This window comes from Ochrobactrum soli (assembly GCF_003664555.1).
Lineage (GTDB): Bacteria > Pseudomonadota > Alphaproteobacteria > Rhizobiales > Rhizobiaceae > Brucella > Brucella teleogrylli.
Genome location: NZ_RCHH01000001.1, coordinates 645,775 through 658,721, shown reverse-complemented (window position 1 = coordinate 658,721; position 12,947 = coordinate 645,775). Strand labels below are relative to the sequence as shown.

Below are 12,947 nucleotides of genomic sequence, written 5' to 3'. Positions count from 1 at the left end.
AGCGGTCAACCGAAGAACTCCACTTCACGTCTTTGTAACGCGGGGAGGGAGTAATGCCTGCGGTTTCCGTTATTTAATGCGGTTTGCAGGTGCAAAAGACAATCGATGCTGCCTGTTAACAGGCTGCATCAATGCAGGGCAGGAAAAGCCCAAGGGTGAATTATGGCTGGCGTCAACGAGATTAGGTCCACATTCCTCGATTACTTCCGCAAGAACGGACATGAAATCGTTCCGTCGAGTCCGCTCGTGCCGCGCAACGATCCGACGCTCATGTTCACCAATGCGGGCATGGTGCAGTTCAAGAACGTTTTTACCGGGCTGGAACATCGCGCCTATAATCGCGCAACCACCTCGCAGAAATGCGTGCGCGCCGGCGGCAAGCATAACGATCTCGACAATGTCGGCTACACTGCGCGTCACCACACTTTCTTTGAAATGCTGGGCAATTTCTCGTTCGGCGATTATTTCAAGGAAGACGCTATCAGCTTCGCCTGGAACCTGATCACCAAGGAATTCGGTCTGCCGAAGGACAAGCTCCTCGTCACCGTCTATCATACGGATGAGGATGCGGCGAATTACTGGAAGAAGATCGCCGGCCTGAGCGATGACCGTATCATCCGTATTGCCACCAGCGACAATTTCTGGGCGATGGGCGATACCGGCCCGTGTGGCCCTTGCTCGGAAATCTTCTTTGATCACGGCGATCATATCTGGGGTGGACCTCCCGGATCGCCAGACGAAGACGGCGACCGTTTCATCGAAATCTGGAATCTCGTTTTCATGCAGTTCGAGCAGGTGACGCCCGAGCAGCGCATCGATTTGCCGCGTCCTTCGATCGATACCGGCATGGGTCTGGAACGCGTAGCCGCCGTGCTACAGGGCGTGCATGACAATTACGACATCGACCTGTTCAAGGCGCTGATCCGCGCATCGGAAGAAGCGACAGGCGTCAAGGCTGAGGGGGATTTCCGTGCCAGCCATCGCGTTATTGCTGACCATCTGCGCGCTTCGAGCTTCCTGATTGCCGATGGCGTTTTGCCGTCGAATGAAGGTCGCGGCTACGTGCTGCGCCGCATCATGCGCCGCGCCATGCGTCATGCCCAGCTTCTGGGTGCCAAGGAACCGTTGATGTGGCGTCTGCTGCCTGCGCTCATTCGGGAAATGGGTCAGGCCTATCCGGAACTGATCCGCGCCGAAGCGCTTATTTCCGAAACATTGAAGCTGGAAGAAACCCGTTTCCGCAAGACACTGGAACGCGGTCTCGGCCTCTTGTCCGACGCCTCCGAAAAGCTGGTCGAAGGCGACCGCCTCGACGGTGAAACGGCTTTCAAGCTTTACGACACTTATGGCTTTCCGCTCGATCTGACACAGGATGCACTGCGCCAGCGTGGTATTACTGTCGATACCGACGGCTTCTCCACTGCCATGGAACGCCAGAAGGCAGAAGCGCGCGCCAATTGGGCCGGTTCGGGCGAAGCCGCAACCGAAACGATCTGGTTCGGTATCAAGGACAAGGTCGGCGCGACAGAGTTCCTGGGTTATGAAACCGAAAGCGCTGAGGGCGTTATCGCCGCCCTGGTGCGCGACGGCTCGGAAGTGCAGTCGGCGTCCGAAGGCGAGACCGTATCGGTCGTGGTCAACCAGACGCCGTTCTATGGTGAATCCGGCGGCCAGCAGGGCGATACCGGAACGATTTCCGGCGAAGGTTTTGTCATTACCATCAAGGACACGCAGAAAAAGGGCGAAGGCGTCTTCGTTCATATCGGCGAAGTGACCAAGGGCACTGCGAAAACCGGCGAAGCCGTCGAATTGAAGGTCGATTCGGATCGTCGCACGCGCATTCGCTCTAATCACTCGGCAACCCATCTTCTGCATGAAGCGCTGCGCGAAACGCTGGGCAGCCATGTGGCGCAGAAGGGTTCGCTCGTTGCGCCTGATCGCCTGCGCTTTGACTTCTCGCATCCGAAGCCGATTTCGGCTGAGGAGCTGGCCAAGGTTGAAAACATGGCCAATGAGATCATTCTCCAGAACGCGCCGGTTTCCACCCGCCTGATGGCTGTGGACGATGCAATTGCTGAGGGCGCGATGGCGCTGTTCGGTGAAAAATATGGTGATGAAGTGCGCGTCGTGTCGATGGGCATGGCCAAGCATGGTCCGAAGGCTGGCAAGTCCTATTCGGTCGAACTTTGCGGCGGCACGCATGTGCGCCAGACAGGCGATATCGGTCTGGTCCGCATCGTTTCGGAAGGTGCGGTTGCAGCCGGTGTTCGTCGTATGGAAGCGCTGACGGGCGAGGCTGCGCGCCTTTATCTCGAAGAGCAGGACGAACGCGTGAAAGCAATCGCCAGCGCGCTGAAGACCACGCCTGCCGAAGCGCTTGAACGCGTCAACGCCCTGATGGACGAGCGCAAGAAGCTTGAGCGCGAATTGTCGGATGCACGCAAGAAGCTCGCGCTCGGCGGCGGTTCATCGGAGGGCGGCAGCGCGGTTGAAGCTGTGAATGGCGTCAACTTCCTCGGCAAGGTTGTGACTGGTGTATCGCCGCGCGATCTGAAGCCATTGGCCGACGAAGGCAAGAAGCAGGTTGGTTCCGGCGTGGTGCTGTTCATCGGCGTCGGGGAAGATGGCAAGGCCAGTGCCGTTGCTGCCGTGACGGAAGATCTGGTCGGTCGTTTCAGTGCCGTGGATCTGGTGCGCGCTGCTTCGGCAGCACTTGGCGGCGCCGGTGGCGGCGGCCGCCCGGACATGGCGCAGGCCGGCGGGCCGGATGGCGACAAGGCGGATGCTGCGATTGCAGCGGTCAAGGCGCTGATCGCCTGATTTAATAGCAATAAGGCCGGGGAAACCCGGCCTCAGCCTGCTGACAAACCCCTGGCTATGCCGGGGGGGTGTGATTCTCTGGGTCATGTTGAAGAAACCAGCCGCAGAACAGACCGCGCTCGAGATGGTGACGCTCGATCAACTGGTCCCGAAAGATCATCTGCTTCGCAAGATCGATGCGGTGATCGACTTCTCTTTCATCCATGACCGGGTTGCCGGGCTTTATTGCCCCGACAACGGCCGTCCTCCGCTCGATCCGACCTTGATGTTCAAGGCGCTGTTCATTGACTACCTGTTCGGCGTGCGCTCGGAGCGTCAGCGGGTGCGCGAGATCGAGGTCAATGTCGCCTATCGCTGGTTCCTGCGCCTGAAGCTGAGCGATGCGGTGTTCGACGCCTCGACACTGAGCCAGAACCGGCGGCGGCGCTTTAACGACACCTCGGTCGCCCAGGACATTTTCGACCATATCGTCGAACAGGCGATCCGGCACGGACTGGTCGATGGGACAGTGCTTTATACCGACAGCACACATCTGAAAGCCAATGCCAACAAGGGCAAATACGACCTTGAGATGATCGCCAGATCCCGGGCCGACTATTGGGCTGATCTTGATCGGGCCATTGATGCGGAACGGGCACTGCACGGCCAGAAGCCGATGAGGGACAAGCCGCGTGAGCGGGAGGTGAAGGAAACCAAGGTCAGCCGCACCGATCCGGAAAGCGGCTATATGGTGCGCGACGGCAAGCCGAAGGGCTTCTACTATCTCGACCACCGCACGGTGGATGGAAAGCTGGCCATCATCACCGATATCCACGTCACGCCGGCCAATGTGCATGACAGTCGCGTCTATCTCGACCGTCTGGATCGGCAACGCCGGCGCTTTGACTTCGAGGTTGGCGCGGTCGGGCTGGATGCTGGCTATGCGACAGCGGCCATTGCCCGGGGTTTGGAAGATCGCCATATCCTCGGCGTTACCAGCTACCGCACTCCAACGCCGCCCAGGGACGGCATGATGCGCAAGTCGAAGTTCGCATTCGAAGCGGATGCCGATGGCTATCGCTGCCCTGAGGGCCAATTGCTCCCCTATGCCACGACCGACCGCAACGGTTACAAGCATTATGTATCTGATCCGGCCATCTGCCGGACCTGCCCGCTGCTCGCATCCTGCACGGCCAACGCCAAGTCCATCCGTACCATCACCCGCCATGTCTGGCAGGACGCCCGCGAACGCACTGACGCCCACCGGCTCACAGCTTGGGGAAAAGCGATCTACAAGCGGCGCAAGGAAACGGTGGAATGCTCCTTTGCCGACGCCAAGCAGCTGCACGGCCACCGCTACGCCCGCTTTCGAGGCCTTGTCCGCGTCGCCTGCCAATGCCTGCTGCAAGCCGCCGCACAGAACATCAAGAAGATCGCCATGGTCCTGACAAAGACCCAAAGGCAGCCAGCGTATGAGCGGCTGCAGCCGCTTGCAACTCCTTACTAATGCAGTCACAAAACGCGCCCCTCTCAAAAACAAAACCCGCCGAAAAATATCGGCGGGTTTGTCAGCAGCCTGAGGCCGGGGAAACCCGGCCTTATCATTTTAAGCGGCGTGTGCTTTGCGGCTGTCATCGGGCGCTTCGGCCCGTTCATCAAGACCGTAGTCGCGAACCACGCTGGCGACCCGCAAGCGGTAGTTTTCAAAGACACCGCCACGACCCTGTGCCTGTGCAATGCGATGCGAGGGCAGGTTGCGCCATGCGCGGACGGCGTCTTCATCGCGCCAAAATGAGAGCGACAGCAGCTTGTCCGGCTCCACGAGGCTCTGGAAACGCTCGATTGAGATGAATCCATCGATGCGGCTGAGATCGTCCCGTAGGCCCGCCGCTATATCGAGATATTGTCCGCGCCGCTCATCATCGGCGGGCCAGACTTCAAAGATCACCGCGATCATGGTTTTACCAGCTCCGCATGAGGTCCCGATTGCGGCTTGAGGAACATGCGATCCTCAGATCGAATGAATTGCTCTCGGCGCGCAAATTCATAATTCTCGCGTCCGAGCGGATCGGCGGCAAGTCGCGCGCGATAGGCTTCATATGCGGCGAGGTTTTCCAGCGAATAAACGCCATAGGCCGTGGTAGCAGAGCCTTCATGCGGGCCGAAATAGCCGATCAGTTGCGCGCCGCAACGCGGAATGGCTTGGCCCCAATTGCGCGCATATTCGGCAAAAGCATCCGCTTTGAACGGGTCGATCTGGTAGCGGATGAAACAGGTGATCATGCGGGGTCTCCTTGATATGTATGCTTTCGATGGAAACACTGTAGCGGTTGAAATGCAGGCATAGTTCGGTTAGCATCGAAGTATGAAAGATGGACCGATCATAGCATCCGTCGCTGCTCTTCTCGGCGATCCGGCACGTGCAAACATGTTGACGGCGCTGATGGATGGACGCGCCTTGACCGTCAGCGAGCTGGCGTCTGCGGCGGGCGTCACCTTGCAGACTGCCAGCGGGCATCTGGCCAAGCTCGATGCGGCCAATCTGTTGATTGCTGAAAAGCAGGGGCGTCACCGTTATTTCCGCCTATCGGGCGCGGATGTGGCGCAGGTGCTGGAAGGGCTGATGGGCCTTGCCCAGCGAACGGGAGCGGTGCGCGTGCGCACGGGGCCGAAGGAGGAGGCATTGCGCAAGGCGCGCATCTGCTACGATCATCTGGCGGGCGAGCGCGGTGTTGAGATGCTCGATGCCGCGCACAGGCTTCGCCTCATCGATAATGCCGAAGAACCCGTGCTGACGGATGAGGGCAAATCGTTTTTCACCTGCCTGGGTGTGGACGTGGCAGGACTCGAACACGGCAAGAGACCGGTGTGCCGCCATTGTCTCGACTGGAGCGAACGGCGCAATCATCTGGGTGGTGCGCTTGGCGCGGCGCTTCTGAAGAATTTTATCGCGCGTGGTTGGGCCAGACGCGCCGAGGGGCGGGTGATCGCCTTTTCACCCACCGGCGCGCAAGCCTTCAAAAACGCGTTCTCAATTGAAGCGCAGCCGACTTGAAGTCGACACCTTAGCTCGCGGCCTTGACGGCAGCGTCATCCAGTTCAGCTGCACGTTTTGCGGCAGGACGGGCTTGCAGCCGTTCCCAATAGGCATCAAATGCCGGGCGGTGCGGCAAGCTTCCGAACATCATGCCCCAGCCTATATGAGAACCGACATAGACATCGGCTGCCGTGAAGCGATTGCCGGTAATATAGGGATGGCGCGATACCGCCTTTTCCAGCGTGGCGACGACGCTGTCGTAATTGCCATAGCCCATCATGCGCTCGCGCTCTGGCGGCACTTCAAAGCCCATGGAGCGATTTGATAGCGCCGCTTCCAGCGGCCCTGCGGCAAAAAACATCCAGCGATAGAAATCGGCGCGCTCGTCGGGATGGGGCGCAAGTCCTGCTTCCGGAAAGGTGACAGCCAGATAAGCGCAGACGGCTGCGGCTTCGGTGACGATAGCTTCGCCGTGGCGCAATGCGGGCACTTTGCCCATGGGGTTGACGGCACAAAATTCAGGGCCTTTCATCGGAGGGCCAAAATCGAGAATTTGAACGTCGTAGGGCTTGCCCGTCTCCTCCAGCATCCAGCGGGCGATACGTCCACGCGACATGGGATTGGTGAAAAGCGTCAGGTCAGCCATTTTATCCTCCTTGAATGGATGGATGCAGAATGCGCGTTTTCCCATATGAAGCAAATCAAAAAGAAAACGGCGGGAAAACCCGCCGTTTCGCATTCTTATGAAAGCTGCTGCTGATTAAGCAGCCATTGCCTTCTTGAGGTTTTCGTCGATCTTGTCGAGGAAGCCGGTGGTGGAGAGCCACGGCTGATCCGGACCGATCAGCAGCGCCAGATCCTTCGTCATGAAGCCGCTTTCCACGGTGTCCACGCAGACCTTTTCCAGCGTATCGGCAAAGCGCTTCAGCTCGGCATTGTCGTCGAGCTTGGCGCGATGTGCGAGACCACGGGTCCATGCGAAGATCGAAGCGATCGAGTTGGTCGAGGTTTCCTCGCCCTTCTGATGCTGGCGATAGTGACGGGTCACGGTGCCGTGTGCAGCTTCAGCTTCGACGGTCTTGCCATCCGGCGTCATCAGAACCGAGGTCATCAGGCCGAGCGAGCCAAAACCCTGAGCCACGATATCCGACTGAACGTCGCCGTCGTAGTTCTTACAAGCCCAGACATAACCGCCCGACCATTTGAGCGCCGAAGCGACCATGTCGTCGATAAGGCGATGTTCGTACCAGATCTTCGCTTCCTTGAACTTTTCGGCGAATTCGGTCTGGTAGACTTCTTCGAAGATGTCCTTGAAGCGACCGTCATAGGCCTTGAGAATGGTGTTCTTGGTCGAGAGATAGACCGGGTAGTTGCGCTGCAAGCCGTAGTTCAGCGAGGCGCGTGCGAATTCGCGGATCGATTCGTCGAGGTTGTACATGGCCATTGCCACGCCAGCCGCCGGAGCCTGATAGACTTCGTGTTCGATGGTTTCGCCGTCTTCACCGACGAACTTGATCGAAAGCGTGCCCTTGCCCGGGAACTTGAAATCGGTCGCGCGGTACTGGTCGCCGAATGCATGACGGCCAACAATGATCGGCTGGGTCCAGCCCGGCACGAGGCGCGGAACGTTCTTGCAGATGATCGGCTCGCGGAAGATCACGCCGCCGAGAATGTTGCGGATGGTGCCGTTTGGCGACTTCCACATCTTCTTGAGCTTGAATTCTTCAACGCGCGCTTCATCGGGGGTGATGGTTGCGCACTTTACGCCGACGCCGTGTTCCTTGATGGCGTTTGCTGCATCGATGGTGACCTGGTCATTGGTCGCATCGCGGTTTTCAACCGACAGATCGTAATATTTCAGATCGACGTCGAGATAGGGATGGATCAGCTTGTCCTTGATGAACTGCCAGATGATGCGGGTCATCTCGTCGCCGTCGAGTTCAACGACTGGGTTCGCAACCTTGATTTTTGCCATGGATGAAGCCTCTTTTTAAATGCGTCTTGAATGCGTTGGGCCCCTATAGCACCCGCAGGGAATAAGGCAAAGCTCTCAGGGCTCATTCTTTGGCCTATAGGTGAAATTGGCAGTCAAAAAATCGCGAAGGGCGGGGTCAGGCTGCGTGGTGCGTTGCCGGCTCGCTGTTGCGTGGCTTCTTCCAGCTCTCCTGCTGCTGGCGGTAATTTTCCTGTTCGCGCGCCAGAATGGCATCGGCGTCGAGCGCGGAAATGGCGGCTGCCTTGTCGGTCGGCACGAGGCCGTTCAGTTGCAGGGAAAGATAGCGCCCGCAGCAGACGCGCAGGAAAGAGGCGAAATTGTCGAGGTCGTGGCCTTCTTCGCGGGATTCGCCATAAAGCTTGCTGATCAGTCGGCTCACGCTGAGACCGTCGCGGGAAGCAACATCTTCCAGTGTCCACCAGAAGAAGTTTTCAAGCCTAACGCTGGTGACGACGCCATCAATGCGCAGTGAGCGTGTTACGCTCTGCCAGAGTTCTGGATTGGCACCGATGAACAATCTGCACATGATTTTCTCCCGGATAAAGCTCCGTGGATAGTGTTGCGCAATATGAAGCTGCCTGCAACCGGATGATGATTGCAGGCAATATCCATTATGCTCAAGCGTGCGTGATCTTGGTGCCGAGCACGGCGAGGAACTGCGATAGCCATGCCGGATGAGCGGGCCATGCGGGCGCGGTGACGAGGTTTCCGTCTGTTACGGCTTTATCGACGGGAATATCGGCATAGGTGCCACCGGCGAGTTCGACTTCCGGGCGGCAAGCCGGATAGGCTGAACAGGTGCGGCCTTCCAGCACGCGGGCGGCTGCAAGCAGCTGGGCGCCGTGGCAGACGGCGGCGACGGGTTTGTTTGCTTCGAAGAAGTGTTTTACGATCGCAATCACCTTGTCATCGAGCCGCAAATATTCCGGCCCGCGACCACCAGGAATGACCAGCGCGTCATAATTTTCAGCCTTCACATCGGCGAAACTGGCATTCAGCGTGAAATTATGGCCGGGCTTTTCCGAATAGGTCTGGTGACCTTCGAAATCGTGGATGGCGGTCGCGACCTGATCTCCCGCTTTCTTGCCGGGGCAAACCGCGTGAACCGTGTGGCCGACCGCAAGCAAGGTCTGGAACGGGACCATGGTTTCATAGTCTTCGCCGAAATCACCGCACAGCATGAGAATTTTTTTACCGGACATGGCTTCCTCCCTGAATCCTGATTTTCCGTACGGTTAATCTGGCATGGATGCGGCGAGGGCAGGTGTTATTCAGATACTACACCTGTTTTTTGCGGACGAACGTAAGGGGAATCTTTGCGAATTTACCTCAATTATGTCAGGGAAACGCCACGATTATATATATGACGGAAAGCATCATGGCAGGAACAGACAAGCAGCGCCCCTTTATCGCGGAAGGACCGGCAATCGTGCTGGTGGAGCCGCAATTGCCGGAGAACATCGGCATGGTGGCGCGTGCCATGGCGAATTTCGGTCTGGCTGAATTGCGGCTCGTCAATCCGCGTGAGGAGTTTCCCAGCGAAAAGGCGAGGGCCGCCGCCAGCAAGGCCGATCATGTCATCGACAATGCGGTGGTTTATGACGACCTGCCGTCGGCGATTGCCGATCTCAATTTCGTCTATGCCACCACGGCGCGTGAACGCGATGGCTTCAAGCAGGTGCGCAGCGCCGTCGAGGCCGGTAATGAATTGCGCACGCGTTTTCGAAGCGGCGAAAAGACGGGCATCCTCTTCGGTCGTGAACGCTTTGGTCTCAGCAATGAAGAGGTCGGGCTTGCCGATGAGTTGGTGACTTTTCCGGTCAATCCGGCCTTCGCCTCGCTCAATATCGCACAGGCCGTGCTGCTCATGTCCTATGAGTGGATGAAGTCCGGTCTCGAGACCGAGACGGAAACGGTTTTCCGTGGACCAGAGATGGAGCTTGCGCCGAAGCACGAATTGCAGGGCCTGTTCAACCATCTGGAAGAAGCCCTTGATGTCAGAGGCTATTTCCGGCCCGAAGCGCGCAAGGAAATTATGGTCAATAATCTGCGCGCCGTGCTGACGCGGGCCGGTTTCGCCTCAGCGGAATTGAAGCTCCTGCGCGGGGTTGTCACCTCGCTTGATGTGTTTACGCCCAAGAAGCCGCGTGGCTCCGGCGCGCCGGAAGGTCGCGCCCGCAAGCCCGCTCCAGAGGATAAGGCAGAATGAAAGACGCGCCCGTCGCCAGCTTTTCCGCTTCCGCAACAACCGACAACGAAAGACCTATATTGGTCTTCGACAGCGGTATCGGCGGTTTGACGGTGTTGCGCGAGGCGCGGGTGCTGATGCCGGACCGGCGTTTCGTCTATATCGCCGACGATGCCGGTTTTCCCTATGGCGGCTGGGAAGAAGAGGCGCTTCGGGCGCGTATCGTTGAACTGTTCGGCGGTTTCATCGCAACGCACAATCCTGAAATCGCGGTCATCGCCTGCAATACGGCCTCGACATTGGTGCTGGACGATTTGCGCCGCGCCTATCCATCGGTGCCTTTTGTGGGGACCGTGCCTGCGATCAAGCCCGCCGCCGAGCGCACATCGTCCGGGCTGGTTTCCGTGCTGGCGACGCCCGGCACGGTGAAGCGCGCTTATACCCGCGATCTCATCCAGTCTTTCGCCTCGCAATGCCATGTGCGGCTGGTCGGCGCTGATCGGCTGGCGAGCATTGCCGAGTCGCATATTCGCGGCGAGGAGATCGATGAAGCGCTGGTCGTGGAACAGATCGCGCCGTGCTTTATCGAGAAGGATGGCAACCGCACGGATATCGTGGTGCTTGCCTGCACCCACTATCCGTTTCTCGCCAATGTGTTCCGCCGTCTGGCACCATGGCCGGTGGATTGGCTCGATCCGGCGGAAGCGATTGCGCGCCGCACCGTATCGCTGCTGACGCCGCGCAAGGGCGATGTTGAATTGCATCACCACGACGATCTTGCGGTCTTCACCTCACAGAAGCCGGATTATGCCATCCGCAGGCTGATGCAGGGATTTGGGCTGCAATTCGCATAAGATATCATGCTTAAGGCCTTGTATTTTCCTGATCTTACGTGATCATGCTTGTGATCCGTCGATAAGGAAAAAGAGATGACCGGCACGATACCGCAGATCAAGCTTCCGTCAGGTCAGAACGTTCCAGCGCTGGGACAAGGCACCTGGTATATGGGTGAGAACGCCGGAGAGCGTCACCATGAGGTTGAGGCGCTTCGATACGGTATCGAGCTTGGCATGACGCTGATCGACACGGCGGAAATGTATGCCGATGGCGAAGCTGAGGAAGTTGTCGGCGAAGCCATAACAGGTCGCCGCGACGACGTGTTTCTGGTGAGCAAGGTTCTGCCCTATAACGCATCTCGGACTGGCACGATCGAGGCTTGCGAGCGCAGTCTGGAACGTTTCGGTACGGATCGCATCGATCTTTATCTCCTGCACTGGCGCGGGCGTCATCCGCTGGCTGAAACAATTGCTGCTTTCGAGGAATTGCAGCAGGCAGGCAAGATCGTCGCTTGGGGTGTCAGCAATTTTGATGCAGGCGATATGCAAGAGCTGTTCAGCGTCACGGGCGGTCAGGCTGTCGCGAGCAATCAGATTCTCTATAATCTCACACGGCGCGGGCCAGAATTCGACCTCATGCCCTGGTGCGGTCAGCATGGCATTCCGCTGATGGCCTATTCGCCTATCGAACAGGGCCGTTTGCTCGGCAATCGCGCTTTGGCGGAGATCGCTGCGGAATATAGCGTGACGCCTGCGGCGGTGGCGCTGGCATGGATCATGCGCAAGGGCAACGTGGTTGCTATTCCAAAATCATCGAACCTGCATCATGTTCGCGACAACAGAAAAGCCGCAGATTTGCGGCTTTCCGAAGAGCAATTGGCGCGTCTTGACCGCGCCTTTGCGCCGCCTTCGCGAAAAGTGGCGCTGGAGATGCTTTGAAATGGCTCTGTGATTGAATCAAAGAGCCGTTTTAAGCTGTTGTTTATAATCAATTTTCACAGGGTGTGGCTAGCGGGCGTCTTTCTTCGCCTGTTTGACACTTGCGGTCTTGCGGTTACGCCCGCGATCGGCAAGCCGCGTGAAAGTGCTGTACTTTTCATTTGGAACATTTCGCATACCGAAATGGGCATGACGCGTATTGAAGGTTTTGGCAGCCTTTTCGCTGGCGAGCTTTGCTGCAAGCGCTTTCTGGGCGTTGGCGATCAGATCGCTGGCAGCTGCCATCTGTTCACGGCGCTCGACTTCGCCATTGATGCGCGCCACGGCAGTCGCGAGAACGGCAACCTTCAGGTGAGAGCCTTCATCGGCCTTTGAAGCCGTCGCGCCACGGGCCGCCGATTTGCCGCGCATTTCACGGCGGCGCTGGTTGGCTTGATCGCGCGCCTTCTTGCGGCGCTCGCGGATCAGCTTTGCCAGTTGGGTGAGTTCCTCGTCGGACACTTCCTGCAAATGCGGATGCTGGGTCTTTTCCACCAGCTCCTTCTCTTCTGCATTAAGCGCGCGCGCCTGGTCCTTTCTGCTGACGGCCATGGGACATCCTTTCCTTGAAAAGCAATTTCCGCAAAAATCCCTATAGGGATATAGGCTCGGCTTTTGTCCGGGGAAGAGCGTAGTTGAAGTTTTCGTGTCACGCTTTTTATAGCGGTGTTCCTACGGGCCGGCATGGAACTATTACGACCGATTTCCGTTATCCCGCAGTCGGAAAAAGCGCGGAGATCAGCATATGGAAATCGTCGAAACCCGCATCGGCTCGATAGGCGGCTTCAAGCTCTATACGGTCGAGTTTATTGCCGAGGGTGATGAAAAGGTATCCGTGATTTTTGAAAACGAAACCGGGGTGGAGTTGAATCGCGACGATGCCATTCGGCGTGCAGCAGCCAAGCTTGGTGCGGCGCTCGGCGTTGCGTCCATGGAATGTGGAATTGAACCCGACACCTTGCTGACGCGCCCCAGCGCAAGGCGGGCAGGTGACCGGGCCGAACTGGAACGTCAGCTGGAGGAAGGGCTGGAAGATACCTTTCCCGCGAGCGATCCGGTTTCGGTGACGAGTTCCGCGATACCGGCATCCGCGGACCCGAAGTCGTAAGGCGA

At 58.1% G+C, this 12,947-nt stretch carries 14 protein-coding genes; 7 read left to right on the top strand and 7 right to left on the bottom strand.

The genetic code is table 11. The annotated features are described in order from the left end of the window. The first annotated feature begins 162 nt into the window (after nucleotides 1-162). Together alaS and D8666_RS03165 are read left to right on the top strand one after the other, a co-directional pair. Nucleotides 163-2,820: an alanine--tRNA ligase gene (alaS, locus tag D8666_RS03170; protein ID WP_109369209.1), complete on the top strand. Its 2,658-nt coding sequence runs from the start codon at nucleotides 163-165 to the stop codon at nucleotides 2,818-2,820. An 85-nt stretch (nucleotides 2,821-2,905) separates the two neighbouring features. Continuing rightward, entirely contained in the window at nucleotides 2,906-4,306 is a 1,401-nt protein-coding gene (locus tag D8666_RS03165) for an IS1182 family transposase (RefSeq protein WP_121536270.1), read from the top strand. Nucleotides 4,307-4,405: 99 nt separating this feature from the next. Here the strand turns inward: D8666_RS03165 and D8666_RS03160 are convergent, their stop codons facing one another. Continuing rightward, nucleotides 4,406-4,756 carry an antibiotic biosynthesis monooxygenase family protein gene (locus D8666_RS03160; protein WP_109369208.1) on the bottom strand — a complete coding sequence of 117 codons (351 nt, stop codon included), beginning with the start codon at nucleotides 4,754-4,756 and terminating at the stop codon, nucleotides 4,406-4,408. Then, nucleotides 4,753-5,082, bottom strand: a complete 330-nt coding sequence (locus tag D8666_RS03155; protein WP_109369207.1) for an NIPSNAP family protein — start codon at nucleotides 5,080-5,082, stop codon at nucleotides 4,753-4,755. The genes D8666_RS03160 and D8666_RS03155 overlap by 4 nt, the downstream gene beginning before the upstream one ends. Before the next feature lie 82 nt (nucleotides 5,083-5,164). On the opposite strand from D8666_RS03155, the gene D8666_RS03150 reads away from it, so the two are divergent. Next, nucleotides 5,165-5,854 carry an ArsR/SmtB family transcription factor gene (locus tag D8666_RS03150; RefSeq protein WP_109369206.1) on the top strand — a complete coding sequence of 230 codons (690 nt, stop codon included), beginning with the start codon at nucleotides 5,165-5,167 and terminating at the stop codon, nucleotides 5,852-5,854. Nucleotides 5,855-5,864: 10 nt separating this feature from the next. Here D8666_RS03150 and D8666_RS03145 read toward each other — a convergent pair whose 3' ends face one another. From D8666_RS03145 to D8666_RS03130, 4 genes are all read right to left on the bottom strand, one after another. After that, entirely contained in the window at nucleotides 5,865-6,482 is a 618-nt protein-coding gene (locus D8666_RS03145; RefSeq protein WP_109369205.1) for a glutathione S-transferase family protein, read from the bottom strand. Between the two features lie 114 nt (nucleotides 6,483-6,596). Then, nucleotides 6,597-7,811, bottom strand: coding sequence for an NADP-dependent isocitrate dehydrogenase (locus tag D8666_RS03140; RefSeq protein WP_109369204.1), 1,215 nt, complete (start codon nucleotides 7,809-7,811; stop codon nucleotides 6,597-6,599). 136 nt (nucleotides 7,812-7,947) lie between these two features. Continuing rightward, entirely contained in the window at nucleotides 7,948-8,358 is a 411-nt protein-coding gene (locus D8666_RS03135) for a ribbon-helix-helix domain-containing protein (RefSeq protein WP_109369203.1), read from the bottom strand. A 91-nt stretch (nucleotides 8,359-8,449) separates the two neighbouring features. Next, the gene (locus D8666_RS03130; protein ID WP_109369202.1) at nucleotides 8,450-9,034 is read right to left on the bottom strand and encodes a DJ-1/PfpI family protein; all 585 of its coding nucleotides are present in this window, start codon (nucleotides 9,032-9,034) and stop codon (nucleotides 8,450-8,452) included. A gap of 176 nt (nucleotides 9,035-9,210) precedes the next feature. On the opposite strand from D8666_RS03130, the gene D8666_RS03125 reads away from it, so the two are divergent. From D8666_RS03125 to D8666_RS03115, 3 genes are all read left to right on the top strand, one after another. Then, entirely contained in the window at nucleotides 9,211-10,041 is an 831-nt protein-coding gene (locus D8666_RS03125) for an RNA methyltransferase (RefSeq protein WP_109370249.1), read from the top strand. Then, the gene (gene murI, locus D8666_RS03120) at nucleotides 10,038-10,874 is read left to right on the top strand and encodes a glutamate racemase (RefSeq protein WP_109369201.1); all 837 of its coding nucleotides are present in this window, start codon (nucleotides 10,038-10,040) and stop codon (nucleotides 10,872-10,874) included. Before D8666_RS03125 ends, murI begins: the two co-directional genes overlap by 4 nt. 75 nt (nucleotides 10,875-10,949) lie before the next feature. Then, a complete protein-coding gene (locus tag D8666_RS03115; RefSeq protein WP_109369200.1) occupies nucleotides 10,950-11,795 on the top strand; it encodes an aldo/keto reductase in 846 nt (281 codons plus the stop codon). A gap of 69 nt (nucleotides 11,796-11,864) precedes the next feature. Here D8666_RS03115 and D8666_RS03110 read toward each other — a convergent pair whose 3' ends face one another. Beyond that, a complete protein-coding gene (locus tag D8666_RS03110) occupies nucleotides 11,865-12,386 on the bottom strand; it encodes a hypothetical protein (protein ID WP_109369199.1) in 522 nt (173 codons plus the stop codon). Nucleotides 12,387-12,579: 193 nt separating this feature from the next. On the opposite strand from D8666_RS03110, the gene D8666_RS03105 reads away from it, so the two are divergent. Continuing rightward, nucleotides 12,580-12,942: a hypothetical protein gene (locus D8666_RS03105; protein WP_109369198.1), complete on the top strand. Its 363-nt coding sequence runs from the start codon at nucleotides 12,580-12,582 to the stop codon at nucleotides 12,940-12,942. Nucleotides 12,943-12,947 lie beyond the last annotated feature (5 nt).

Coding starts and splice junctions, on each gene's coding strand:
- alaS (WP_109369209.1), top strand. CDS start 163: ATGGCTGGCGTCAACGAGATTAGGTCCACATTCCTCGATTACTTCCGC.
- D8666_RS03165 (WP_121536270.1), top strand. CDS start 2,906: ATGTTGAAGAAACCAGCCGCAGAACAGACCGCGCTCGAGATGGTGACG.
- D8666_RS03160 (WP_109369208.1), bottom strand. CDS start 4,756: ATGATCGCGGTGATCTTTGAAGTCTGGCCCGCCGATGATGAGCGGCGC.
- D8666_RS03155 (WP_109369207.1), bottom strand. CDS start 5,082: ATGATCACCTGTTTCATCCGCTACCAGATCGACCCGTTCAAAGCGGAT.
- D8666_RS03150 (WP_109369206.1), top strand. CDS start 5,165: ATGAAAGATGGACCGATCATAGCATCCGTCGCTGCTCTTCTCGGCGAT.
- D8666_RS03145 (WP_109369205.1), bottom strand. CDS start 6,482: ATGGCTGACCTGACGCTTTTCACCAATCCCATGTCGCGTGGACGTATC.
- D8666_RS03140 (WP_109369204.1), bottom strand. CDS start 7,811: ATGGCAAAAATCAAGGTTGCGAACCCAGTCGTTGAACTCGACGGCGAC.
- D8666_RS03135 (WP_109369203.1), bottom strand. CDS start 8,358: ATGTGCAGATTGTTCATCGGTGCCAATCCAGAACTCTGGCAGAGCGTA.
- D8666_RS03130 (WP_109369202.1), bottom strand. CDS start 9,034: ATGTCCGGTAAAAAAATTCTCATGCTGTGCGGTGATTTCGGCGAAGAC.
- D8666_RS03125 (WP_109370249.1), top strand. CDS start 9,211: ATGGCAGGAACAGACAAGCAGCGCCCCTTTATCGCGGAAGGACCGGCA.
- murI (WP_109369201.1), top strand. CDS start 10,038: ATGAAAGACGCGCCCGTCGCCAGCTTTTCCGCTTCCGCAACAACCGAC.
- D8666_RS03115 (WP_109369200.1), top strand. CDS start 10,950: ATGACCGGCACGATACCGCAGATCAAGCTTCCGTCAGGTCAGAACGTT.
- D8666_RS03110 (WP_109369199.1), bottom strand. CDS start 12,386: ATGGCCGTCAGCAGAAAGGACCAGGCGCGCGCGCTTAATGCAGAAGAG.
- D8666_RS03105 (WP_109369198.1), top strand. CDS start 12,580: ATGGAAATCGTCGAAACCCGCATCGGCTCGATAGGCGGCTTCAAGCTC.